15 protein-coding genes are annotated in these 25,577 nt (G+C 71.5%); 7 read left to right on the top strand and 8 right to left on the bottom strand.

Annotated features, from left to right (window positions below; all coding sequences use genetic code 11):
• The first annotated feature begins 120 nt into the window (after positions 1–120).
• Positions 121–6,618 carry an RHS repeat-associated core domain-containing protein gene (locus tag SPRI_RS11925; protein ID WP_238996217.1) on the top strand — a complete coding sequence of 2,166 codons (6,498 nt, stop codon included), beginning with the start codon at positions 121–123 and terminating at the stop codon, positions 6,616–6,618.
• Positions 6,615–6,890 carry a hypothetical protein gene (locus SPRI_RS11920; RefSeq protein ID WP_050791477.1) on the top strand — a complete coding sequence of 92 codons (276 nt, stop codon included), beginning with the start codon at positions 6,615–6,617 and terminating at the stop codon, positions 6,888–6,890. The genes SPRI_RS11925 and SPRI_RS11920 overlap by 4 nt, the downstream gene beginning before the upstream one ends.
• A gap of 206 nt (positions 6,891–7,096) precedes the next feature.
• Here the strand turns inward: SPRI_RS11920 and SPRI_RS11915 are convergent, their stop codons facing one another.
• Entirely contained in the window at positions 7,097–7,774 is a 678-nt protein-coding gene (locus tag SPRI_RS11915; protein ID WP_005311679.1) for a helix-turn-helix transcriptional regulator, read from the bottom strand.
• 274 nt (positions 7,775–8,048) lie between these two features.
• On the opposite strand from SPRI_RS11915, the gene SPRI_RS11910 reads away from it, so the two are divergent.
• Complete coding sequence (locus SPRI_RS11910; RefSeq protein WP_005311677.1) at positions 8,049–9,494, top strand: NCS2 family permease; 1,446 nt, start codon at positions 8,049–8,051, stop codon at positions 9,492–9,494.
• A gap of 70 nt (positions 9,495–9,564) precedes the next feature.
• Here SPRI_RS11910 and SPRI_RS11905 read toward each other — a convergent pair whose 3' ends face one another.
• The 6 genes from SPRI_RS11905 to SPRI_RS11880 form a co-directional block, all read right to left on the bottom strand.
• Entirely contained in the window at positions 9,565–11,106 is a 1,542-nt protein-coding gene (locus SPRI_RS11905; RefSeq protein ID WP_053556912.1) for a sensor histidine kinase, read from the bottom strand.
• Positions 11,107–11,163: 57 nt separating this feature from the next.
• The gene (locus SPRI_RS11900; RefSeq protein ID WP_005311673.1) at positions 11,164–11,901 is read right to left on the bottom strand and encodes a Clp protease N-terminal domain-containing protein; all 738 of its coding nucleotides are present in this window, start codon (positions 11,899–11,901) and stop codon (positions 11,164–11,166) included.
• Positions 11,902–11,950: 49 nt separating this feature from the next.
• On the bottom strand, positions 11,951–12,649 hold the full coding sequence (locus tag SPRI_RS11895) for a response regulator (protein WP_005311671.1): 699 nt from the start codon (positions 12,647–12,649) through the stop codon (positions 11,951–11,953).
• Positions 12,650–12,809: 160 nt separating this feature from the next.
• Positions 12,810–14,831 (bottom strand): M4 family metallopeptidase, encoded by a 2,022-nt coding sequence (locus tag SPRI_RS11890; RefSeq protein ID WP_037773712.1) that lies wholly within the window; start codon positions 14,829–14,831, stop codon positions 12,810–12,812.
• A 524-nt stretch (positions 14,832–15,355) separates the two neighbouring features.
• Positions 15,356–17,233, bottom strand: coding sequence for an ABC transporter ATP-binding protein (locus SPRI_RS11885; RefSeq protein WP_053557728.1), 1,878 nt, complete (start codon positions 17,231–17,233; stop codon positions 15,356–15,358).
• Positions 17,234–17,343: 110 nt separating this feature from the next.
• Positions 17,344–19,287 (bottom strand): ABC transporter ATP-binding protein, encoded by a 1,944-nt coding sequence (locus SPRI_RS11880; protein WP_053556911.1) that lies wholly within the window; start codon positions 19,285–19,287, stop codon positions 17,344–17,346.
• Positions 19,288–19,437: 150 nt separating this feature from the next.
• On the opposite strand from SPRI_RS11880, the gene SPRI_RS11875 reads away from it, so the two are divergent.
• From SPRI_RS11875 to SPRI_RS11860, 4 genes are read left to right on the top strand one after another with little or no spacing between them, the layout of a single operon-like run.
• Entirely contained in the window at positions 19,438–20,376 is a 939-nt protein-coding gene (locus tag SPRI_RS11875) for an ABC transporter ATP-binding protein (RefSeq protein WP_005311665.1), read from the top strand.
• Positions 20,376–21,164 carry an ABC transporter permease gene (locus SPRI_RS11870; RefSeq protein WP_005311663.1) on the top strand — a complete coding sequence of 263 codons (789 nt, stop codon included), beginning with the start codon at positions 20,376–20,378 and terminating at the stop codon, positions 21,162–21,164. Before SPRI_RS11875 ends, SPRI_RS11870 begins: the two co-directional genes overlap by 1 nt.
• A 32-nt stretch (positions 21,165–21,196) precedes the next feature.
• On the top strand, positions 21,197–22,471 hold the full coding sequence (locus tag SPRI_RS11865; RefSeq protein WP_050791710.1) for a sensor histidine kinase: 1,275 nt from the start codon (positions 21,197–21,199) through the stop codon (positions 22,469–22,471).
• Positions 22,464–23,120 carry a response regulator gene (locus SPRI_RS11860; RefSeq protein WP_005311660.1) on the top strand — a complete coding sequence of 219 codons (657 nt, stop codon included), beginning with the start codon at positions 22,464–22,466 and terminating at the stop codon, positions 23,118–23,120. The genes SPRI_RS11865 and SPRI_RS11860 overlap by 8 nt, the downstream gene beginning before the upstream one ends.
• 30 nt (positions 23,121–23,150) lie before the next feature.
• Here the strand turns inward: SPRI_RS11860 and glgX are convergent, their stop codons facing one another.
• Entirely contained in the window at positions 23,151–25,457 is a 2,307-nt protein-coding gene (glgX, locus tag SPRI_RS11855) for a glycogen debranching protein GlgX (RefSeq protein ID WP_005311658.1), read from the bottom strand.
• Positions 25,458–25,577: the final 120 nt, after the last annotated feature.

Raw genomic sequence — 25,577 nt, 5'->3', positions numbered from 1 at the left:
GTCCGGCAGAGCCGCACGGCCCTGCCGGACAGGTCAGCAGGACGGGCGAACGCCGCGGCCGCCGAGGCCGGGGCGTCCGCCCGCCCCCATCCGTCCCTTATCGACGTGCGGAGACACGTGATGCCATTTCGTGGCCGGTTGCTAGACCGGCGCATACCCGGGCGGCTGCTCGCAGCGACCGCCCTGGGGGTGGTCGTCGCCCTGACCGGCAGTACGGTCCAGGCGATGCCGCTCACCCTGGAGGAACAGGGCCGGGGCAGACCCGGTGTGCAGGACTTCGGCGATCCCGTCGAGGGCAGGAACGCCAAGGCCGCGCCCCGTCCGGCCGACCCCGCGAGGAAGTCCGCGGTCACGGCGCTCGACAAGGCGGTCTGGCCGGGCGGCGGCAGCGCGGAGGTCGCCGTGACCTCCGCGGCGCCGAAGGAGACGACGGTCGGCGGCCTGCCGGTCGCCGTCACCGCGGAACCGGCGAAGCCGGCGAAGTCGGCACGGGCCGGCAGCGCCTCCGGCCCGGCCGCGCCCGCCGAGGTGAAGGTCGACGTGCTGCCGGCCGAGCGGGCCGCGGCGCTCGGCGCCGGCGCGCTGCTCCGCGTCGAACGGGCCGACGGACAGGCGAAGGAGGCCCCGGTCCGGCTGACCGTCGACTACTCCTCCTTCGCCGAGGGCTACGGCGGCTCCTACGCCTCCCGTCTGCACCTGGTGCGGCTGCCCGCCTGCGCGGCCGTCGCGACGCCCGGCAGCAAGGCGTGCCCCGAGCTGCCGAAGCCGCTGCCCACCGTCAACGACCCCGAGGACCGCACGGTCTCCGCCTCCGTGACCGCGGCCCCCGCGCCGGAGTCCGGCCCGTCGGCCATGGCCGTCGAGGGCACGTCGCTCGTGGCGCTCGCGGCCGGGCCGTCCTCGGCGCAGGGCTCCTACAAGGCGACCTCGCTCGCCCCGTCGGCCAGCTGGAGCGTCGCCAACTCCTCCGGCGGATTCAGCTGGAACTACCCGATGCGGACGGTGCCCACGCCGGGTGGCCTCTCCCCGACGGTCGGTCTCGGCTACTCGTCCCAGTCGGCCGACGGCCGCACCGCCGCGACCAACAACCAGGGCTCCTGGATCGGTGAGGGCTTCTCCTACGACGCCGGTTACATCGAGCGCCGCTACAAGCCGTGTGCCGACGACGGCCACTCGGCCTCCGGTGAGCAGTGCTGGGCGTTCGACAACGCCTCGATCATGCTCAACGGCAACTCCAGCGAGCTGATCAAGGACGACAAGACCGGGGACTGGAAGTTCTCGTCCGACGACGGCACCAAGGTCGAGAAGCTGACCGGTGCGACGAACGGCGACAACGACGGCGAGCACTGGAAGGTCACCACCGCCGACGGCACCCAGTACTGGTTCGGGCTCAACCGCCTGCCCGGCTGGGCCACGGGCAACGAGACCACCGGCTCCGCCTGGACGGTCCCCGTCTTCGGCGACGACTCCGGGGAGCCCTGCTACAACGCCACGTTCACCAGCGCGCACTGCAAGCAGGCCTGGCGCTGGAGCCTGGACCATGTCAAGGACACCCACGGCAACGTGATGTCCTACTTCTACGCGCCCGAGACGAACCACTACGCCCTCAATGGCAAGACGGACGTCAACGGCACCGCGTACCACCGCGGCGGCTACCTGAAGCGGATCGACTACGGCCAGCGCGACGGCCAGGTCTACGCCGCCAAGGCCCCGGCCCGGGTCGTCTTCGACACCGCCGAGCGCTGCCTGCCCACCGCCGAGTTCGACTGCGCGGAGTCCAAGCGCACGAAGACGAACGCCGCGCACTGGCCCGACACGCCCGTCGACCAGGAGTGCAAGGCGGACACAAAGTGCACCGTCGGCCAGACGTTCTGGACCACCAAGCGGCTGACGGGCATCACCACGCAGATGCGCAAGAGCGCCACCGAGTACCAGGACGTGGACGCGTGGACCTTCACCCACCTGTTCACGGACAACGGTGACGACTCCAAGACCCTCTGGCTCTCCAAGCTGGAGCACGAGGGACGCGTCGGCACGGCGGCGAAGCTGCCCGCGCTGGAGCTCTACGGGGAGCAGCTCGCCAACCGCGTCGACGCGATCGGCGACAACATCGCCCCGTTCCACCGCTACCGCCTCGCGGCCGTCCTCAGCGAGACCGGCGCCCAGCTCGACGTCAACTACGCGCCGACCGAGTGCACCAAGGAGACGCTGCCCAGGCCGGGCGCGTCGGTGAAGCGCTGCTACCCGGTCAAGTGGGCCCCGCCGGGGACCATCGAGCCGATCACGGACTGGTTCCACAAGTACGTCGTCGCCGAGATCGTCGAGACCGACCGCACCGGCGGCGGCGACTCCCTCGTCACCCGCTACGACTACAACGGTGACGCGGCCTGGCGGAAGGCGAAGCCGGACGGCATCACCGAGGACAAGTACCTCACCTGGGGCGGCTGGCAGGGCTACGGCAAGGTCACCGTCACCTCCGGCAGCGCCGACAAGCAGACCACGCGGATCGACTACACGTACCTCCAGGGCATGGACGGGGACAAGGACCCGGACGGCGGCACCCGCTCCGTCAAGGTCAAGGACTCCACCGGCGCCGAGTGGACCGACTCCGAGGAGTTCACCGGCCACCAGCTGGAGGCACAGACCTGGGACGGCGACAAGGTCGTCTCCAAGGTCATCGGCACCCCGTGGAAGGTGAACACCGCCACGCAGACGCGCAGCTGGGGCACCACCCACGCGTCGATCGTGCGCACGGAGACGGAACGCGGTTTCGAGCTGCGGTCCGGCGGGACGTGGCTGGAGTCCAGGTCCGTCACGAAGTACGACACCGTGAACGGCACCGGCCGGGTGACCGAGGTCGACGACCAGGGTGACGTCTCCACGCCGTCCGACGACACCTGCACCCGCACCTGGTACGCCGACAACACGGCCGCCAACCTCCTCACGCTGCCCTCGCGCAGCGAGTCGGTGGGCGTGAAGTGCTCGGTCACACCGGACCGCCGGACCCAGGTCCACGCCGACGAGCGCACCTCGTACGACGGCCTGGCCTTCGGAGCGGCCCCCACCAGGGGTCTCGCCACCACGACCGAGCGCCTGACCTCGCACAACGGCACCACCGGCACCTACCAGGTCACCGGCACCACCACGTACGACGCCTTCGGCCGCCCGCTGTCGCAGAAGGACGCGTCCGGCGCCGAGACCAAGACGGCGTACACGGACGTCAACGGCCTGATCTCGCAGGCGAAGAACACCAACGCGCTCGGCCACGTCACGACCACCGACTACGTCCCGGCATGGGGCATGTCGGCCGGCCAGACCGACCCCAACGGCAAGCGCACGGACCTCGCCTACGACGGCCTGGGCCGCCTGACCTCGGTCTGGCTCCCGGACCGCGCCAAGTCCCAGACGCCGAGCATCAAGTACTCGTACAACGTCCGCCGGGACAAGGTCACCGCGATCCGGACCGAGAAGATCGAGAACGACGGCTCCTACGGGTCCGAGTACCAGCTGTACGACAGCCTGCTGCGGCCGCGCCAGCTCCAGACCGAAGGTCCGGGCGGCACGCGCATGGTCGCCGACTCGTTCTACGACGGCACGGGCAAGGTCAAGCAGACCAACGCCACCTACAACGCGGCGGGTGCGGCTTCCGACGAACTGCTGATCGTCCGCAACGGGGAGGTCGGCCAGCAGTCCCTGATGCGGTACGACGGCCTCGGCCGCCCGACCGCGCAGATCATGGCGGTCTCCGGCGTCGAGCAGTGGCGCACCACCACCACCTACGACGGCGAGCGCACCACGGTCGACCCGCCGCAGGGCGGTGTCCCCACGACGTCGATCACCGACGCCAAGGGCAACACCAAGGAGATCTGGCACTACCGGGGCGACTCCCCGAACCCGCTGTCCGGCTACGACGTCACCAAGTACACCTTCACCCCGAAGAACGAGCTGGAGACCGTCACCGACGCCAAGGGCAACGTGTGGCGGTACGAGTACGACCTGCTGGGCCGCAAGACGAAGAGTGTGGACCCGGACGCGGGGACGTCGACCACGGTGTACGACGGCCTTGACCGGCCGGTCTCGGCGACGGACGGCCGCGGCAAGAAGATGTCGACCGTCTACGACAAGCTCGGCCGGCCGTTGTCCACCTGGCGCGGTGAGGCGAACACGGGCACCAAACTCACGGAGACCCGCTACGACAAGGCGGGAAGGCTCGGGCAGGCCTGGGCCGACATCAGCTACACGTCGTCGACCGAGTACTTCGCAGCCATCACTCAGACATGGGACGACTTCTACCGTCCTTTGAGGACGGACTACGTGGTTCCGGCGTCGCAGGGAGACCTGGCCGGCACCTACACGTTCACCTCTGCGTACAACCGGGACGGCACCCTGCAGTCGACGGGTGTGCCTGCGGCGGGTGGCCTTCCGGCCGAAGTGCTCGTCAACGGCTATGACGACCTTCAGCGCCCCACGACGCTCACGGGCACGACGCCGTACGTCACCAGCACCGTGTACTCCAACAAGAGTCTGGTCCAGCAGTTCGAGCTGAACACAGGTGGCAAGAAGACCTGGCAGACCTTCCACTACGAGACCGGCACCGACCGGCTGAAGCGCATGGTGGTGGACGTCTACGGTGCGTCCGCCCCGGCCAAGGAGGCGAATTACTCCTACGACCAGGCGGGCAACGTGCTGTCCATCGCGGACACGGCGAACGCCGCCTCGCCCGATGTCCAGTGCTTCGCCTACGACTCTCGCAAGCGCCTTGCCGACGCGTGGACACCGGCGTCGACCGTGGCCGCCGGTTCGGGCGGAGGCACGATCGGCTCGTCGGCCCCCGTCGAGGGCTCCGGACCCACGGCATGCCAGGCGGCACCGGGCGCGACGCCGCTGGGCGGTCCTGCTCCGTACTGGAAGTCGTACGCCACGGACGCTATCGGCAACCGGACGTCAGAGACCGTGCACGACAACGGTCTCGACCCGGCGAAGAACGTCACCCGCACCTACACCTACGGTGGGGCCGGCCAACTGGGTGACGGCCCCCACCAGCTGACCAAGGTCGTCGAGAACGCCCCGACCGGCACCCGCCAGTCGGCCTACGAGTACGACGACAGCGGCAACACCACCAAGCGCACCATCGATGGTGAGGCCCAAGTCCTGGAATGGACGGACGAGGGCAAGCTGGCCAGGGCGACGGCGGCCGACGGATCCGGCACGACCTACCTGTACGACAGCCGCGGCAACCGGGTCCAGCGCAAGGACTCCACGGGCACCACCGTCTACCTGCCCGGTACGGAGCTGAAGCTCTCCGCCGACGGCAGCAAGGAGGAGGCCACCCGCTACTACTCCCACGCCGGTCGGACGGTGGCGGTGCGCACGGACAGCGGCAAGGTCTCGTTCATCGCCTCCGACCACCACGGGACGGGCGAACTCGCCATCGACGCCACGACAGGCTCGCTCGCTCAGCGACGCTTCGATCCCTTCGGCGTAGAGCGCGGCGAGGCGACCGGAACCTGGCCGGGAGAGAAGGGCTACGTCGGCGGCACGATCGACAAGTCGACCGGGCTGACGCATCTGGGGGCGCGCGAGTACGACGCGGTGATCGGCAAGTTCATCTCGGTGGACCCGATCATCGACTACAAGCAGCCGCAGCAGATCAACGGCTACGCCTACGCCAACAACACCCCGGTCACCCACGCCGACCCCAGCGGCATGGCCATCCCGGAGTGCATGCAGGGTCTCATCGAGTGCCGCGGCGGACTCCCGGTCTCCGGCGGCAAGAAGGACCCGGTCAAGGACGCTCAGAACAACGTCGACGGGGCCTCGAACGTCCTGGCCGGCGCCCAGGAGCAGCAGTCGGCCGCCAAGCAGCGGATCAAGTCCGCGGGCAAGGCGCTCGTCAAGATCGCCCGGGACATCCTGGGCGTGGACGCCGCTCTCGACTGTGTCTCCAGCGGGGACATGGGCGCCTGCGGCGAGACGCTGCTCAACATCGCGGGCAGCTTCGCCGGTGGCCTCGCCGGCAAGATCCTCGCCAAGTACGGCGCCCCGTGGAACTGGGCGAAGGGCGCCAAGCTCGCCAAGCGAGTGGTCAACCTGGTCGGCGATCTGATCGGTGGCGTCAAGGACCTGTGGAAGGCCAACAAGGCCGTCGACAAGGCGGCGGACGGGCTGTCCAAGGCGAAGGACGCGCTCGCGGCGGCGAAGAAGAAGGCAGCCGCCGCGCTGAAGAAGTCCAAAGAAGCCGACGACGAAGGCGGTCTGCTCCGCCAGACGGCTTCCGGTGGAGGCGGCGGCAAGAAGCTGCCGATGACCATGGACTGCGTGTGCGAGATCGCGGCCAAGTACGACATCAACATCTCGGACGTCACGATCAAGATCGACAAGTCCAAGATGGGCTACTACGGCTCGACGGCGCCGGACCAGAGCATCACGTTGACACGGGACGCCTTCCGTAACGAGCAGCAGCTGGCCCGCACTCTGGCGCACGAGCGCTTCCATGTGGACCAGATCCGCGGAGGGATGGGATACCCCAAGACGTACGATGCGGGTAACGCCTGGGAGGAGGCTGCCCAGGGCTTCGAGGACTTCTGGTGGGAGAACATCGGAAAGGGGCTGCAGTGACAGACCTTGACGACTGGTACCGCGCCTACCGGACGGTCTACGAAGACGCTTCCCGTGGCCGGACCGTGGCCTGCCCGCACTGCGGCGCAAGGTCACTGCGACTGCTCTTCGTCGTGCGGAACCAGGACGACGAGGACGGCACAGCCGCCTTCTGGTGCGATGCCTGTCTGCACGGGCTGATGCCGACGCGTGCTCCGGTCCCGCCGACGGGTGAGCGGTACGTCAAAGGCACGGAATCGGTGCCCGACTATTCCCTGATCACCGGGGACTGACCGCCACCCGGGCGCGCAGCGCACGTGAACCGTCGAGCAGTACCGAGGACCGTCCCTGGTGTCACCAGGGGCGGTCCTTCTCGTTCCCCATGGCCGCGAGGACCGTCTTCGCCGCGAGACGGCCGCTCGTGAAGCAGAGCCCGGCAGGCCGGCGCGGTCTCGTACTTCTCCGCGCGGCCGGGACGGCAGCCGGGCGGCGGCCCCGCTCAGTGGTCCTGGAGCAAGGACCAGAAGTGGTCGACGATCTCGTCCAGGTAGCGCCGGCCGTCCTCGCCGGAGGCCGTGCTGCCGCCGGCCCGGCTGAGGGTGGCCGCCAGGAGGGTCTGGTAGTCCTGCTGCATGGTGCGCAGGGGGTCCTGCAGGGCGCGGCGGTCGATGGCGACGAGCTTGGCGATGGCGCGGACGTGGGCCTGCCAGCGGGTGGAGACGGCCTCGGTGAGGAGGCGTGCCAACTCGTTCTCGAGTCCCGTGATGGCGATGAAATCGCGTGGGGGAAGGCCGAGAACGCTGCCCAGAGCGGCGGACTGGCGCTTGTCGCCCGTCCACAGGCCGGTCTCCTCCATGTGGTGGTAGGCGTCGAGCGTCAGGCCCGTGGCCCGTGCGACGTCCTCCACGGGAAGCCCGCGGGCGAGGCGGTGTTCGCGCAGCGTACGGGCGTGGCCCATGAGTTCACCGGGTGCGCACCACAGGGCGCCGGCCAGGGCGGTGAGTTCGTCCGCGGAGGGCAGGGCCGTGCCGCGTTCCCACGCCGCGACGTGGTCGGGGGTGATGTGGGTCATGCCGTAGGAGGCGCGCATGCCGTAGGCGACGTGGCCGTGGGCCATCCCGAGTTTCTCGCGCAGGGTGCGGGCGGCGCGCGCGTTGAAGGGGAGGGGTGGATGCACGGTGCGACAGTAGGCAGTTACTCGCCGCTACTCCATGGCCACTGTCGCCTGCATCCCGTTATGCGGGATAGGTCGTCGGGGATTTCGTAGGAACACACAGGCGTCTTCGACGTGCCAATTCCGGTTCGCGACGGGCTGGTTGTGCACTGCCTCACGCCACGTATGATCCGCTCGCGAGGTGCCGTATGTGTGTTCGCACAGTAGGTGTCGACGCTCTTTCCCCGCGGCCCCGACATCCTTCTCTCTCCCCTCTGTAGGCCCAGGAGACGCCGTCATGCAGAACAGCGCGACCAGCCCGGCCGACGCGCCGCCCACCGGAACAGGTGGCCCGCTCGACCGGTTCTTCCGCATCACCGAACGTGGCTCGACATACGGCCGCGAGATACGCGGCGGGTTCGCCACGTTCTTCACGATGGCGTACATCCTCGTGCTCAACCCGATCATCCTGAGCAGCGCCAAGGACAAGTTCGGCGAGCAGCTGGACGCCGGGCAACTGGCCACCGTCACGGCGCTGGTGGCCGCGGTCATGACCGTGATCATGGGCGTGGGCGGCAATCTGCCGCTCGCCCTGGCCGCGGGCCTCGGCATCAACGCCGTCGTCGCCTTCCAGGTCGCCCCGTTGATGGGCTGGGACGACGCGATGGGCCTCATCGTGCTGGAAGGCCTGCTGATCTGCGTGCTGGTGGTGACCGGTCTGCGCGAGGCCGTCATGCACGCCATCCCGCAACCCCTGAAACAAGCGATCAGCGTCGGCATCGGCCTGTTCATCGCGTTCATCGGCTTCGTGGACGCCGGGTTCGTCACCCGTATCCCGGACGCGGCGAACACCACCGTGCCGGTGCAGCTCGGCACGGGTGCGCTGACCGGCTGGCCCATGCTCGTCTTCTGCCTCGGCGTGCTCCTGACGATCGTGCTCCTCGCGCGCAAGGTCAGGGGCGCCATTCTCATCAGCATCGTCGCGATGACCGTCGTCGCCGTCATCGTCAACGAGTTGGCGGACATCAAGTCCTGGGGCCTGACCTCGCCCTCGCTGCCCGACAAGCCGTTCGCCGCGCCCGACTTCGCCCTGCTGGGCAATTTCGACCTCTTCGGCTCGTTCGGGCAGGTCAGCGTGCTGACCGTGGTCCTGCTCGTCTTCACCCTGGTCCTGTCCGACTTCTTCGACACCATGGGCACCGTCGTCGGTGTCACCGCAGAAGCCGGACTCCTCGACGAGCGGGGCCAGGTCCCCGGCCTGGGCCGCGTTCTCCTCATCGACGGTGCCGCCGCCGTCGCGGGCGGCGCCGCCTCCTCCTCGTCCGCCACGACGTACATCGAGTCCGCCGCCGGTGTCGGTGAAGGTGCGCGTACCGGTTTCGCCAACCTCATCACCGGCGGTCTCTTCGCTCTCGCCCTCTTCCTCGCCCCCGTCCTGACGATCGTGCCGCTCCAGGCCGCGGCCCCGGCCCTCGTCGCCGTCGGATTCCTGATGATGACCCAGGTCAGGCACATCGACTGGGACCGCTACGACGTCGCCGTCCCGGCCTTCCTGACCATCGTCGTCATGCCGTTCACCTACTCCATCACCAACGGCATCGGCGCCGGCTTCATCGCCTACGTGGTCATCAAGGGGTGCCTGGGCAAGGCCCGCGAGGTGCACTGGCTGCTGTGGGGCACCGCGGTGCTGTTCCTCGTCTACTTCGCCATCGACCCGCTGGAGCAACTCCTCGGCATCAAGTAGCCGCCGCCTCCGGCTGGCCGGCCGGCCGGTGAAGGCGCAGTCCCATGACGGGCGAGGACCGTCCCCGGTGTCACCGGGGGCGGTCCTCCTCGTTCTCCACGTCCGTGACGACCGTCTTCGACGCCAGGCGGCCGTCCTTGAAGCAGAGCCGGTAGGCCGGCGTCGTCTCGTACTTCTCCACGCGGTAGTACTCGCAGCTCCCCGCCCCCGCCGGCTCCGGCTGGACGCCGGCGGGCCGGCCGTCGAGGGAGAGGCGGGGGAGACGGGGCAGGACGTCGGCGCGGGTGTCGCCGACGCGCAGGGCGTCGTACCGTGCCGGGTCCATCACCGTGCGGGAGTCGCTCCAGAAACGGAAGCCCAGGATCAGCAGGGCGAGCGCCAGGCCGGCGGCGAGCGGGACCGTGACGGCCTGGAGGAGGTTGCGGCGCACCCGCCGCCGGGCGTCGTGGAGTTCACCGGCCGTGGTGGGCGCGGGCGGCACCGGGCCGGCGTCCGCCGACAGCGGGAGCCGGGCGGTGACGGTGAAGCCGTCGGCGTCGGGTCCGTGGGCCAGGGTGCCGCCCGCGAGGCGGACGCGTTCGTCGAGACCGACCAGGCCCGTGCCGCCGGAGGCGGACGACGGGGCGCCGGTGGCGGGCCCGTTCGTGACCGTGACGGTGACGGCGGTCCCGTCGTACGCCAGGGACACCCGCACCGGTGCGCCCGGCGCGTGTTTGGCCGCGTTGGTCAGGGACTCCTGGACCACGCGGTGGACCGCCCGGGTGGTCATCGGCGGCAGCGGGGTCTGCGCCGCGTCCTCGTGCAGGGTGACGTCGATGCCCGCCTCCCGGGCCCGTTCGACGAGGGCGGCCGGAGACTCCCCGTTCGGCGAGGTCGGCGCCGGCGCCCCGTCCTCCCGGAGCACGCCGACGATGTCGCGCAGCCGGGCCGTGGCGTCGGCGGCCGCCTGGCGCAGCTCGCGCGCCGCCTGCTGCCGGTGCGCGCCGAGGCTCGCGTCGACCTCCAGCGCGGCGGCCCGGACCGCGATCAGTGACAGGTCGTGGCCGAGGGAGTCGTGCATGTCCCCGGCGATACGGGAGCGTTCACGCAGCCGTTCGCGGTCGGCGGCCGTCTCCCGTTCGCGTTCCATGTGCTCGGCCAGCCGCCAGCCCGTGGAGACCAGTTGGGCGTACTGGCGGACGTAGCGGCCGAACAGCCAGGGGACGACGACCACCAGCAGCAGGGTGATGAGCAGGGCGAACCAGGTCCAGAGGTCCTCGAGGACCAGGGCGAGGACGAGTCCGCCGAGCGCGACGGAGCCGAAGGCGGCCAGTGCGGGGCGGGCGGTCGCGGTGCGCCGGCCGGAGAGGTAGCCGAAGGCGGCCATGGCGGGGGCGTACGAGGCGGTGAAGAGTTCCGGTGTCTGCCAGGCGCTGAGCGTCACGGCGACGACGAGGGACGCCAGCGGCCACGACCGGCACAGCAGCACCGCGATGCCGAGCAGGGGGACGCCGGTGCCGACCCACCACCACGAGCCGCCGTCGTTCGGGTCGGAGCGGAGCAGCACGCAGCTGCCGAGCACCACCCACAGGGCGAGGTCGGTGAGGCGTTCGCGGGTGTTCTCTCTGCGCATGCCCTCACCCTGCCAAAGACCCCGTGCCCGGGGCCTTTGACGAAAGTGGGGGAGCGGTCACTGCCCCCGGGCGGGAGTGACGGCGGCGAGCGCCTCGGTCACATGATGCTCGGCGGCGGCCTTGTCGATGCCGAGGTCCGACAGCGGGCCGCTGCCGTCCTCCGCCTCCAGCAGCGCCAGCAGGAGGTGTTCGGTGCCGATGTAGTTGTGCCCGAGGCGCAGGGCCTCGCGGAAGGTGAGCTCGAGAGCCTTGCGGGCGCGGGCGTCGTACGGGGCGAGTTCGGGCAGTTCTTCGGCGGCCGGCGGGAGCACGGCCGTCACCGCGGCGCGGACCCGGCCGGCGTCGGCGCCCTGGGCGGCGAGGGCCTTGGCCGCGAGGCCGTCCGGTTCGGCGAGCAGGCCGAGCGTCAGGTGCTGGGTGCCGACGTGGGTGTTGCGTGCCTCGCGGGCCTCGTTGGACGCCGCCGCGACGACGTTCCTGGCCCGCGGGGTGAACCGGCTGAAGCCCTGGCCGGGATCGAGGTCGGCCGGCTGGTCGGACTCCTTGGTCACGAAGCGCTTCTGGGCCGCCTGCTTGGTGACGCCCATGGAGGTGCCGATCTCGGTCCATGAGGCGCCGGAGCGGCGGGCCTGGTCGACGAAGTGGCCGATGAGGTGGTCGGCGATGTCGCCGAGGTGACCGGCGGCGATGACCGCGTCGGACAGCTGGTCGAGCGGCTGGGAGTGGGCCTTCTTGATCGCCTCGATCAGATCGTCGAGGCGCACGGGATGCGTGAGACGCACAGGATCGGTCATGCGACAACCTTAGGTTGACGCCCGGATATCGTCAACCCGAAGTTGACGATCACGGCGTGTTCGCCACCACCCCCGCCTCGTACGCCAGAATCGCCAGCTGCACCCGGTTCCTCAGCTCCAGCCTGGCGAGGACGGCGCTGACGTGCGCCTTGACGGTGCCCTCCACCACGAACAGCCGCGCCGCGATCTCCGCGTTCGACAGGCCCGCCCCCACCAGCGCCACGACCTCCCGCTCACGGCCGGTCAACGGCTCCAGCGCCGCCCGGGCCTCGGCCGCCCGCGACATCCGTCCGGCGCCGAGCCGGTCGAGCACACGACGCGCGATCTCGGGGGACAGGCACGCGGCGCCCTCTGCCGCCGCCCGCACTCCCGCGATCAGCTCCCTCGGGTCACCGGACTTCAGCAGGAACCCGCTCACCCCGGCGCCCAGGGCGCGTTCGACGTACTCGTCCTCGGAGAAGGTGGTGAGCATGACCACCGCCGTCCCCGGCGCCACGCGCCGCAGCTCCTCCGCGGCGGCGAGCCCGTCGAGCCGCGGCATCCGGATGTCGAGCAGGGCCACGTCCGGCCGGTGCCCGAGGGCGAGTTCGACGGCCTGACGCCCGTCGCCCGCTTCCGCGACCACCTCGACGCCCGGATCGGCGGCCAGGATCGCCCGCACCCCGGCGCGCATCAAGGTCTCGTCGTCGGCGAGCAGGACCCGTACGGGAGCGGTGGCGGTGTCGGCCGGGCCGGCGGAGGTGGTCATGCCGTCAGCCTAGACATCCCCTCGGCAGGCGCGGATCAACTCCCGCCCGCCGCGACGGGGGAAGGGCCAGGGGGCGGGCAGCCCGTACGTGGAAGGGCGCTGCCCGGGAGCCGTGGCGGCGTCCCGGGCAGCGCCCCGGATCAGGGATGAGCGGTCAGCCTCAGAAGGTGAGCTTGAAGCTGTTGATGTAGCCCGTGTCGTAGCGGGCCACGTCCTGCACCCGCAGCTTCCAAGTGCCGTTGGCGACCTCGCTCGAGGCGTTGACCGTGTACGTCTCCTTGACGTTGTCGGCCGAGTCCGAACCGCTCGAGTTCTTCAGGCGGTACGCGGTGCCGTCCGGGGCGAGCAGGTCGATGACCAGGTCACCGCGCCACGTGTGCACGATGTCGACGCCGACCTGAAGGGCGGACGGGGCGTTGCCCGTGCGGCCGGTGACGTTGACGGACGACGTCACAGCGGCGCCGGCGTCCGGGATGGCCACGTCGGCCGTGTTCTCGAAGACCGTGCCGTCGCCACCGCCGCCGTCTCCGGGGCGGGAGCCGACGTTGATGCCTGCCCAGGCGTCGGTGACGGCCTTGACCTCGGCGCTGGTCGCCCCGTACAGCTCCGTCGCGACCGCGAGGGTGCCGGTGCGGGCGCCCGCGTAGTCGGTGCGGGAGTTGAACTTCGTGGTGAGCGCCTTGTACCAGATCAGGGCGGCCTTCTCACGGCCGATGCCGGTCACCGGCAGGCCGTCGGAGGTCGGGGAGTCGTAGCTGACGCCGTTGACCGTCTTGGCGCCGCTGCCCTCGGAGAGCAGGTAGAACCAGTGGTTCGCCGGGCCCGAGGAGTAGTGGACGTCGACGTTGCCGATGCCCGAGTACCAGTAGTCCTTGGACGAGCCGTCCTTGCTGGGCTTGTCCATGTAGCGGAGCGGGGTGCCGTTGCCGCGGATGTCGATCTTCTCGCCGACGAGGTAGTCGCCCACGTCCTGCGCGTTGGCCGCGTGGAACTCGACGGCCGCGGCGAAGATGTCGCTGGTCGCCTCGTTGAGGCCGCCCGACTCGCCGCTGTAGACCAGGCCGGCGGTGTTGGAGGTGACGCCGTGCGTCATCTCGTGCGCGGCCACGTCGATGGAGGTGAGCGGCTTGCTGTTGCTCGCGCCGTCGCCGTACGTCATGCAGAAGCAGCTGTCCTGCCAGAACGCGTTGACGTAGTTGTTGCCGTAGTGCACCCGGGAGTACGCGCCGACGCCGTCGCCGCGGATGCCGCTGCGGCCGTGCACGTTCTTGTAGTAGTCCCAGGTGAGGGCCGCGCCGTAGTGCGCGTCGGCGCCCGCGGTCTCCAGGTTCGACGGGGAGCCGTTGCCCCAGATGTCGTCGGGCCCGGAGAAGAGCGTGCCCGTGCCGGACGTACCCCGGTTGAGGTTGTACGTCTTGTGGTTGCCACGGTTGGTGTCGGTGAGCGTGTACGAGGGGGCCGTGCCGAGGGTGACCTGCCCGCTGTACTGGGTGTTGCCCGTGCCGTTGTGGACGGCCTGCCACTCGAAGAGCTTCTCTCCGGTGGCGGCGTCGGTGACGACGTGCAGCTCGTTCGGGGTGCCGTCGTGCTGGAGACCGCCGACCACGGTCTCGTAGGCGAGGGTCGGGGTGCCCGTGCCCATCCAGACGACCTTGCGGGGCGCCCGCTCGGCCTCGGTGTCCTTCGAGCCCTCGGCCCTGGCGGCGCCGAGGGCCTGCTTCTCCGCGGTGGCCGGCGTGACGGCCGCGCGGGTGTCGACGTTCTTCAGGGCGGCGCGGGACGCCTTGGTGACCGCCTCGGTCGCACCCGCCGTGGACTTGGCCACCACCAGGTCGCCGCCGAGGACCGGCAGGCCTTCGTAGGTGCGCTCGTAGCGGGTGTGCGTGGTGCCGTCGCGGTCCTGGGTGACGTCCCGGACGACGAGCTTCTCCTCGGCCGTGAGGCCGAGTTCCTTCGCGGTGGCGGCCGTCGTGGCGGACGCCTGGCGTATCAGCTCCGCGCGCTGGGCGGGGGACAGGCTCTTGGGCAGCGCGCCCGGGTCGGCCTTGGCCGCCTTGGCGGCGGTGGGCGCCGCCGGCTGGGCGGCGGCCGAGGTTCCGGTCTGGAAGCCGACCGCGAGAAGGGCGGCGGTGGCGATGAGAGCTCCGGTCGCGGTGGCGCGCCGGCGATGCGTGGGTCTCACGCGGACTCCTTCTGCGAGGGGGGTACCGGTCGGCTGGGTGGGTCGGCCGGGCAGAGCATGCGGAGCTGTGGTGCGTGGATCGGGGGAAGACTGGCAGCCGTGAACATGTTCTGTCAGGAGCGCGACAAGAAGTTGGCCGGAATTCGTCCGTTGCCCGATAGGTCATGTTCGTTGAGCGGACGTTTCGCGGATCGTTGCCGGGCCGGGCCCGGTCATTCCTCCCGGCCCGACCCGGAAAGCAACCGGATGTTCACGGCGAAGTCTGCATCTGTGAAGGCGGCGTAGCGGCGCGGCTGTTCGCGGTCCCGTACGGGCCCCGGTGGCGTGGCTCATTCCGTACCGGGGCCGGCGGGCGGCACGGAGGTGCAGGGCGGCAGGTCACGCGGTCCCGGGGCCCGCGTGCGAGGGCTGTCCGCGCCTCGACCGTGGCGAGTGCGCGCCGCTCCACCCGGGGGCGCGCGTCCGAGGGCTGTCCGGCTGCCCGGTACGCCCGCCCGGGGGCCTGCCCGCCGGGCAGTCGCGGCTCAGCCCACCACGCTGTCCCGCCAGGCCTTGTGCAGCCCCGCGAACCTGCCCTCGCCGCCGATCAGTTCACGGGGCGGGCCGTCCTCGACGATCCGGCCGTGCTCCATCACCAGCACCCGGTCCGCGATCTCGACCGTCGACAGCCGGTGTGCGATGACCACCGCCGTCCGGCCCTCGAGCACCGTGTCCATCGCCCGCTGCACCGCCCGCTCGCCGGGGATGTCCAGCGAACTCGTCGCCTCGTCGAGGATCAGTACCGCCGGGTCGGCGAGCAGGGCCCGCGCGAAGGAAACCAACTGCCGCTGGCCGGCGGAGATCCGTCCGCCCCGCTTGCGCACGTCGGTGTCGTAGCCGTCGGGCAGGGACTCGATGAAGTCATGGGCGCCGATCGCCTTGGCCGCCTGCTCGATGTCCGCCCGGCTCGCCTCCGGCCGCCCGAGCGCGATGTTCTCCGCGACCGTCCCGGAGAACAGGAACGCCTCCTGGGTCACCATCACCACCCCCCGGCGCAGGTCCGGTACGGCCAGGTCCCGCAGGTCGGTGCCGTCGAGCAGGATCCGGCCCTCCGTGGGGTCGTAGAAGCGGGCCAGCAGCTTGGCCAGGGTCGACTTGCCCGCGCCGGTCGAGCCGACGACCGCGACGGTCTGCCCGGCCGGGATCGTCAGGTCGAACCGTGGCAGCACCTCCCCGCCGGTGCGGTAGGCGAAGCCGACCTGCTCGAACACGACCTCGCGGCCCGGCGTGCCGGCCCCGCGCACCGGCAGCTCACGCGGCTCGCGCGCCTCGGGGACCGTCGGTTCCTGCGCCAGCAGGCCCGCGATCTTCTCCAGTGAGGCGGCCGCCGACTGGTAGGAGTTGAGGAACATCCCGAGCCGGTCGATCGGGTCGTACAGCCGCCGCAGGTACAGCACGGCCGCGGCCAGCACACCGAGCGCGAGCGTGCCCTGCGCCACCCGGTACGCGCCCCACAGCACCATCGCCGCGACAGCGGTGTTGGCGACGAGCCGGGAGCCGACGACATAGCGCGCCATCTCCAGCAGGGCGTCGCCGTTGGTGCGTTCGTGGCGGTGGTTGAGCACCCCGAAGTCGGTGTCGTTGGCCCGCTCGCGGCGGAACGCACGCACCGGACGGATGCCGTTCATGGTCTCCGCGAACTTCACGATGACCGCCGCGATCGCCGTCGAGCGGTTCATGAAGACGGACTTGGCCCGCCGCCGGTAGATGCGCACCAGCAGATAGAGCGGCACGAACGACGCGACCGCCATGCCGCCGATCCCGAGGTCGAGCCAGAGCAGCATCGCCGAGATGTACACGAAGGCCAGCACGACGCCGATGAGTTCCTGAAGGCCCTCGCTCAGCAGCTCGCGCAGCGACTCGACGTCGGTCGTCGAGCGGGAGATCAGCCGGCCGGAGGTGTACCGCTCGTGGAAGTCGACGCTCAGCGCCTGGGCGTGGCGGAAGATACGGCCCCGCAGATCGAGGAGCACGTCCTGGTTGACCCGGGCGGAGGCGCGGATGAAGGCGTACTGGAGCGCTCCCGCGGCCACCGCGCACAGCGCGTACCCGGTGCCGACGGCGACCAGCGGGCCGTAGTCCCGCGCGCGGAAGGCCGGGACGCCGCGGTCGATGGCGTACGCCACCAGCAGCGGTCCCGCCTGGACGGCCGCCTGCTGGAGGAGCAGCAGAACCGCCGCGAGGGCGACCCGGGCCCGGCGGGGCGCGAGGAGGGAGCGCAGCAGGGCGCCGGTCGCGCCGGCCGGCGCGGGCAGGGCGTCCCGGTCGAACGGGTCACCCGCCGGCTCGCCCTTCCCGGGCGGTGCCGTGCCGTCGAGGTGAGCGGCAGCGGCCGCGGGTCCGGTCGCGGGGCGGGCCGCCAGGGGGGTGCCCGGGCCGCCCTCGGGCCTGTCCGCCGGCTCGCCCGCGGGCGCCGCGCCCTCTGCCTGCCCTGCCGGGCTCGCCGTTGCCGGCCCCTTTGTCGACCCCGTCGTCACCGTGACGTCCCTTCAGTCCGCGCGGTCCCGGCCGCGTCCGTCCGACCCTTCGGTGTCCTTCCACGGTCGGGAGCGCCGGTACCGGGCCGGTCCATCAGGTCGACCGGGCCGTCGGGCCCCTCCGCGCCGGACATCAGCCAGGCGTACTCGGCGTTCGTCCGCAGCAGTTCGTGATGGGTGCCGACTGCGGCGATCCGGCCGCCCGACAGCAGCGCGACCCGGTCGGCGAGCATCACCGTCGACGGCCGGTGCGCCACCACCAGCGCGGTGGTGTCCTCCAGCACCCGGCGCAGGGCCGCCTCCACCAGGGCCTCCGTGTGCACGTCGAGCGCCGAGAGCGGATCGTCGAGCACCAGGAAGCGCGGCCCGCCGACGACGGCGCGGGCCAGCGCGAGGCGCTGGCGCTGACCGCCGGACAGACTGAGGCCCTGCTCGCCGACCTGGGTGGCGGCGCCGTGCGGCAGCGCGTCGACGAAGCCGGCCTGCGCGATGTCCAGCGAGCGGCGCAGCTCCTCGTCGTCGGCGCCCTGAGCGCCCATCAGGACGTTCTCCGCGACGCTCGCCGAGAACAGCGTCGGTTCCTCGAACGCCACCGACACCAGCTCGCGCAGCCGTATCCGCGGCATGGTGGTGATGTCCTGCCCGTCGAGCGTGATCCGCCCGGACGTCGGCTCGTACAGCCTCGGCACCAGCGCCGTGAGGGTGGTCTTGCCGCTGCCCGTGCCGCCCACCAGGGCCATGGTCTCGCCGGGCCGCACATGGAGGTCGATCCGGGCAAGGACCGGGGCACTTCCCGCGGGCGCGTCCGGGTAACGGAACGCGACCCCGTCGAACCGCAGTCCACCGGTCTTCGCCGGAACGCCGGCCGGGCGGGCCCCCGCGGCGCCGTCCCGCGGGTGTCCCTCGTCCGCGGTCCGCGGACCGTCGTGCGTGTCGCGTTCCTCCGCGGCGTCCATCACCTCGAAGTAGCGGTCGGCGGCGGTCGCCGCCTCCTGGCTCATGGCCAGCAGGAAACCGATCGAGTCCACCGGCCAGCGCAGTGCCAGGGCCGTCGACAGGAAGGCCACGAGCGTGCCCGCCGACAGCGAACCGTCGGCGACCTGGATCGTGCCCAGCACCAGCGCCGCGCCGATGGCCAGTTCGGGAATGATCGTGATCAGCGCCCACACACTGCCCAGCAGCCGCGCCTTGCCCAGTTCGGTGCCGCGCAGCCGTTCCGAGAGTCCCCGGAACGCCTCCGCCTGGCTGCGGTGCCGTCCGAAGCCCTTGATGATGCGGATGCCGAGGACGCTCTCCTCGACGACCGTCGTCAGGTCGCCCACCTGGTCCTGCGCCTTCCGCGCCACCAGTGAGTAGCGCGCCTCGAAGAGCGAACAGACGACCACCAGCGGCAGGACGGGGACAAGGAGGACGAGCCCCAGCGTCCACTCCTGCCCCAGCAGGATCACGAAACCGACGAGGATCGTGGTGGCGTTGACGAGCAGGAAGGTCAGCGGGAACGCCAGGAACATCCGCAGCAGCATCAGGTCCGTGGTGCCGCGGGACAGCAACTGGCCGGAGGCCCACCGGTCGTGGAAGGCCACCGGAAGGCGCTGCAGATGGCGGAAGAGGTCCGCCCGCATGGCCGCCTTCACGCCCGCGAGGGGCCGCGCCACCAGCCATCGCCGGAAGCCGATTAGCACCGCCTCCGCGACACCCAGCAACAGCAGGACCAGGGCCCCGAACCACACCCCGCCCGGATCGCCCGCCGCGACCGGCCCGTCGACGATCCACTTCAGCACCAGCGGGATGACCAGGCTGAGGCAGGAGGCGACTATGGCGACGAAGGCCGCGCTGAACAGGCGTGCACGGACGGGGCGCACGTACGGCCACAGCCGCTGAAGCGAACGCACGGCGGAGCGGTCCGTGGTGTCAGGGGTATCCGAATGTGTTGTGGGCATCAGGTGCGAGCCTACGGTTGACCACTGACACCGCTCATGTGGTTTTCCGCCGGCCGGGGCACCTCGGGCCAGGTGGGAGCGGCCGCCGGTGCCGCCGGTCGTAGGCCCGTATCAGCCGATCGGCCGATGCCGGCTCGAGCGTGATGGGCGATGTGCCGGCCACCGGCCGCGCGGGAGTCTCGTGCCATGGAGATCGTCCGAGTGAACGGCCTGCGCAAGGCCTACGGTGGCAGGCCCGCGGTCGACGGGGTGAGTTTCGGTGTCGAGGAGGGAGAGATCTTCGGGATCCTCGGCCCGAACGGCGCCGGGAAGACCACCACCGTCGAATGCGTGGAAGGCCTCAGGACCCCCGACTCCGGCACGGTCGAGGTCGCCGGCCTCGACCCGGTGGCCGACCACGAGAAGGTCACCCGGCTGCTCGGCGCGCAGCTCCAGGAGAGCGAGCTCCAGCCCAAGCTCACGGTGCGTGAGGCGCTGGAGCTGTACTCGTCCTTCTACGAGCGGCCGGCCGACTGGCGGCCGCTCGCCGAGCGGCTCGGCCTGGTGTCCAAGCTCGGCGACCGGTTCGCGAAGCTGTCCGGCGGCCAGAAGCAGCGCCTGTTCATCGCGCTGGCCCTGATCGGCGACCCACGGGTGGTCGTCCTCGACGAGCTGACCACCGGACTCGACCCGCGTGCCCGCCGTGACACCTGGCAGCTGATCGAGGAAGTGCGGGACCGCGGCGTCACCGTCCTGCTGGTCACCCACTTCATGGAGGAGGCGCAACGCCTCTGCGACCGGATCGCCGTCATCGACAAGGGAAGGGTCGCCGCGCTCGACACCCCCGCCGGGCTGATCGGCCGGTCCACCGCGTCCACCGTCATCTCCTTCACCCCCTCCGGCCCGCTCGACGAGCGGGACCTGGCCGCGCTTCCGCAGGTCGCCTCCGTCACCACCACCGACGGCCGGATCGTCGTCCACGGCACCGACGAGACGGTCACCGCCGTGATCTCCCTGCTGGCCGGGCTCGGCATCACCGCCCGTCAGCTCCGGGTCTCCGAGACCTCCTTGGACGACGCGTTCCTCGACCTCACCGAAGAGAGGCTCTGATGACCACCGCCGCCCCCGCCCCCGACACGGCCCCGGCGCCCCGACGCGTCCCGGCGTGGGCCACCGTGCTGCGGACCGAGGCCCGCCTCTTCGGCCGGGAACCCGGAGCGCTGTTCTGGATCCTCCTCTTCCCGACGCTGCTCATGACGATCCTGGGGCTGATCCCGTCCTTCCGGGAGGCGTCCGACGACATCGGCGGCCGTCGCGTCATCGACCTCTACGTCCCGGTCGCCGTGCTGCTCGCGATGGTCATGGCCGGGCTGCAGGCGATGCCGCCCGTCCTCGCCGGCTACCGCGAACGCGGCATCCTGCGCCGGATGTCGGCCACCCCGGTCCGTCCCTCCGTGCTGCTCTCCGCCCAGCTCGTCCTGCACGGCGCGGCGGTGCTCGCGTCCGCCGTACTGGCACTGGCCGTCGGCCGCGTCGCCTTCGGTGTCGCCCTGCCGGGGCAGCCCGCCGGCTACGCGCTCGCCATGGTGGTGACGACGGCGAGCGCACTGGCGCTGGGCGCCACGGTCTGCGCCGTATCGCGCACCCAGAAGATCGCCACTGCCGTCGGATCGGTGATCTTCTTCCCGTCCATGTTCACCTCGGGCGTGTGGCTGCCCGTCCAGACCATGCCCGGCACACTCCGGAGCATCGTGGAGTTCACGCCGCTGGGCGCGGCCTCGCAGGCCCTCGACCGTGCCGCGGCGGGCAGTTGGCCGGCCTGGACGGACCTCGGCGTCACGGGGCTGTGGGCCGTGCTGCTCACGGCCGCGGCCGTCCGCTGGTTCCGCTGGGAGTGATCATGGTGGCCGGTGTGGGGGACACTGGGCGCATGAGGCTGTCCGACGCGGTGCTGAGGCCGGGAACGGCCGTACCGATCGAGGAGCGCTGGGCGCAGTTCCACCGCTACGGCCCTTACGCCCTCCTGGGTCTCGCGACCGTGATCGCCGGCGCCGGCGCCGGCCACTTCATGGACCGCGCGGAGATGCGCGCCGCCGGTGTGCTCGGCGTCGCCGTCCTGGCGCTCCAGGTGTGGTGGGGCGTGCGCCGGCCCGACCCGGAGGAGTACGCCCGGGCCGGGCAGATCTACTACGCCCTGCGGACCGTTCTCGCCTTCGCCCTCACCTGGCTGAATCCGCTCTTCTCCATCTACGCCGTCCTCGGCTACTTCGACTCCGGCCATCTGCTGCCCGGCCGCCGGGCGTACGCGGGGCTGCTGGCCACCGCCGTGACCATGGCGGGCTCCCAGGCCGGCGGTCTGCCGCCCGCCTCCGGGCTCCAGTGGATGCTCTTCGGCGGGCTCTACGTCCTCAACGCCTCCCTGTGCCTGCTCTTCGCCCGCTTCGGCGTCCAGGAGGCCGAGCGGGCGAAGGAACGTCTGGCCACGATCCAGGCGCTGGAGCTCGCCAACGCCCGTCTGGAACAGGCCCTCGAGGAGAACGCGGGTCTGCACGCCCAACTCCTCGTCCAGGCCCGCGAGGCGGGCATCGCCGACGAACGCCGCCGGCTCGCCGCCGAGATCCACGACACCATCGCCCAGGGCCTGGCCGGCATCATCACCCAGCTGCAGGTCGTCACGTCCACCACCGACCCAGAAGTCGCCGGCGAACACCTGGAGCGGGCCTGCGCGCTCGCCCGCCACAGCCTCGGCGAGGCCCGCCGCTCCGTGCAGAACCTGGCTCCGGCCGCCCTCGAGCACGCCACCCTTCCCGAGGCCCTGAAGAACACCGTCGCCGACTGGTCGCGGCGTACCGGCGTGCGGGCCCGCCTCACCGTCACCGGAACCGAGGAGCCCCTGCACGACGAGGTCGCCGCCACCCTGCTGCGGATCGCGGAGGAGGCCCTGGCCAACACCGCCCGGCACGCACGGGCCGCACGGGCCGGTGTGACCCTGTCCTACATGGGCGACGAGGTCACCCTCGACGTCCGCGACGACGGCCGGGGCTTCGACCCCCTCGCCGTCGCGCCGCGATCCGGCTCCGGCGGCTTCGGACTCGACGGCATGCGGGCGCGCGCCGAGCGGATCGCCGGAACCGTGGCCGTCGAATCGGAGCCGGGCCAGGGCACGGCGGTGTCGGCTCGCGTACCGTTGGTCCGCCATGGCTGAACACCCCGCGCACGAACGCCCCGTCACCCTGATCGTCGTCGACGACCATCCCGTCGTACGGGACGGCCTGCGCGGGATGTTCGAGTCCGCGGCAGGCTTCCAGGTCCTCGGCGAGGCCGCGGACGGCACGGCCGGCGTCGAACTGGCCACCCGCCTCGACCCCGACGTGGTCCTGATGGACCTGCGGATGCCCGGCGGCGGGGGAGTGGCGGCCATCGCCGAGCTGTCCCGACGCGGCGCCCGGTCCCGGGTCCTGGTCCTCACCACGTACGACACCGACTCCGACACCCTGCCCGCCATCGAGGCCGGGGCGACCGGCTACCTCCTCAAGGACGCGCCCCGCGAGGAGCTGTTCACGGCGGTCCGGGCCGCCGCGCAGGGGCGTACGGTCCTGTCGCCCGCGGTCGCCTCCCGGCTCGTCTCGCACGTCCGCGCCCCGGCGGCGCCCGGCAGCGAAGGTCTGTCGGCGCGCGAGCGGGAGGTGCTGGAGCTCGTCGCCAAGGGCACCTCCAACCGCGCGATCGCGCGCGAACTGTTCATCAGCGAGGCCACGGTGAAGACCCACCTCACCCATGTCTTCGGCAAGCTCGGCGCCAAGGACCGCGCCGCCGCGGTGGCCCTGGCGTACGAACGCGGCATCCTCGGCTGACGCCGGGCCGTGCCACCGGCCCGGCGGCCGTCAGGTCCGCACCCTCAGCAGCAGCACGGACCTCCCCGGTACCCGCACCACGCGGCCGCCCTCGTGCACGGTGCCCGGTGCGGTGCTCTGGTCCTCCAGCGAGGTGTCGACGACCAGTTCGTACGCCGCCGCCCACGGCGGCCCCGGCAGCCTGAAGTCCACCGGCTCCGCCGCCGCGTGCAGCACCGTCAGGAAGCTGTCGTCCGTCACCTGGCAGCCGCGGGCGTCCCGGCCGGGGATGTCCCGGCCGGAGAGGTAGAGGGCGAGTGTGGCGGACGGCGCGTACCAGTCCTCCTCGGTCATCTCGCTGCCGTGCGGTGTGAACCAGGCGAGGTCCCGCAGCCCGTCCGCGGCCTGCGGCCGGCCGGAGAAGAAGGCGCGTCTGCGCAGCACAGGATGGCTGTGCCGCAGTGCCAGCAGCCGCCGGGTGAGCTGGAGCAGCCCGGCAGGGCCCGGCTGCCCGGCCAGCGACCAGTCCACCCAACTGACCTCGTTGTCCTGGCAGTAGGCGTTGTTGCTGCCGCCCTGGGTTCGGCCCATCTCGTCACCGGCGACCAGCATGGGCACGCCTGTCGACACCAGCAGGGTGGTCAGCAGGTTGCGCAGCTGCCGGCGGCGCAGGGCGAGCACCGCCGGGTCGTCGGTCTCGCCCTCGGCGCCGCAGTTCCAGGAGCGGTTGTCATTCGTGCCGTCCCGGTTGCCCTCGCCGTTGGCCTCGTTGTGCTTGCGCTCGTAGCTGACCAGGTCGCGCAGGGTGAAGCCGTCATGGGCGGTGATGAAGTTGATGGACGCGTACGGCCGCCGGCCGCCCCAGGCGTACAGGTCGCTGGAGCCGGACAGCCGGTAGCCGAGGTCGCGCACATCGTGCAGCGCGCCGCGCCAGAAGTCGCGCACGGAGTCCCGGTAGCGGTCGTTCCACTCCGTCCACAGCGGCGGGAACGCCCCCACCTGGTAACCGCCGTTGCCCACGTCCCACGGCTCGGCGATCAGCTTCACCCGGCGCAGCACCGGGTCCTGCGCGATGACGGCGAGAAAGGGGGACAGCATGTCGACGTCGTGCATGGAGCGGGCCAGCGCCGCGGCCAGATCGAAACGGAAGCCGTCGACACCCATCTCGGTCACCCAGTAGCGCAGCGAATCTGTGATGAGCCGCAGCACATGGGGCTGCACCACATGCAGTGTGTTGCCGCACCCCGTGTAGTCCGCGTATCTGCGGGCGTCCGCCTGGAGGCGGTAGTAGCCGCGGTTGTCGATCCCGCGCAGGGACAGCATCGGCCCCAGCTCGCCGGCCTCCGCCGTGTGGTTGTAGACCACGTCGAGGATGACCTCGATCCCCGCGGCGTGCAGCGCGCGCACCATCCGCTTGAACTCGCCGACCTGCTGCCCGGCGGTGCCGGTGGCCGCATAGGCCGCGTGCGGGGCGAAGTATCCGATCGAGTTGTAGCCCCAGTAGTTGCGCAGGCCGCGGCGCAGCAGATGGTCCTCGTGCGCGAACTGGTGCACCGGCAGCAGCTCGACCGCCGTCACACCGAGCCGCACCAGGTGCTCGATCGCCGCCGGGTGGGCGAGCCCCGCGTACGTGCCCCGCAGTTCCTCGGGGATGCCAGGGTGCAGCCGGGTGAATCCGCGGACGTGCAGTTCGTAGATGACCGAGTCGGCCCAGGGCGTCTTGGGCCTGCGGTCGTCCATCCACTCGTCGCCGCCGGCGTCGTCGTGGACGACCACTGCCTTGGGGACGAACGGGGCGGAGTCCCGGTCGTCGCGGACGGTGTCGGCGACATGCTGCTCGGGCCAGTCGCGCACGTGCCCGTAGACCTCCGGGGGCAGGGCGCCGTAGTCGTTGCCCGCGCCCGCGTCGACGGCCCGCGCGTACGGGTCGAGCAGCAGCTTCGCGGGATTCCAGCGGGCGCCCGTCCAGGGGTCCCAGCGGCCGTGGACCCGGTATCCGTACCGGGCGCCGGGGCCCACGCCGGGCACGAAGCCGTGCCAGATCTCATGGGTCAGTTCGGTCAGCGGCAGCCGGGTCTCCGCACCCCGTTCGTCGAAGAGGCAGAGCTCCACCCCCTCCGCCCCGCCGGCCCACAGCGCGAAGTTGGTCCCCGCCACCCCGTCCGGCCCCACCCGGTACCGCGCGCCCAGAGGGGTCGGCGCCCCCGGCCACACGGGTGGTCTGCGGGATGCCGTGTCCGTCTCCCGGGCGTCCGTCCGTGAACGGCGTGCGGCCGGGCCGGCCTCCGCCGAACGGGTGACGGGCGGATCGCCCGGCACCTTCTCCCGCACCGTCTCCTGCTCGGCTGCGCTCGACACCTGCCGGCCTCCCGCGGCTCGTCGGGCCCCCGCTCGGGGTGCTCCCGGGCGGCAGGTCCCGCAAGGAGCACTGCCCGCGGCGTCCCGGCCGCGGCACCCCACGCGTGGTCCTGTCACCAT

Source organism: Streptomyces pristinaespiralis (genome assembly GCF_001278075.1).
In the GTDB taxonomy this organism is placed as follows: Bacteria; Actinomycetota; Actinomycetes; order Streptomycetales; family Streptomycetaceae; genus Streptomyces; species Streptomyces pristinaespiralis.
The sequence above is the reverse complement of the archived record's forward strand: the minus strand, read 5'-3'. Positions and strand labels throughout refer to the sequence as shown.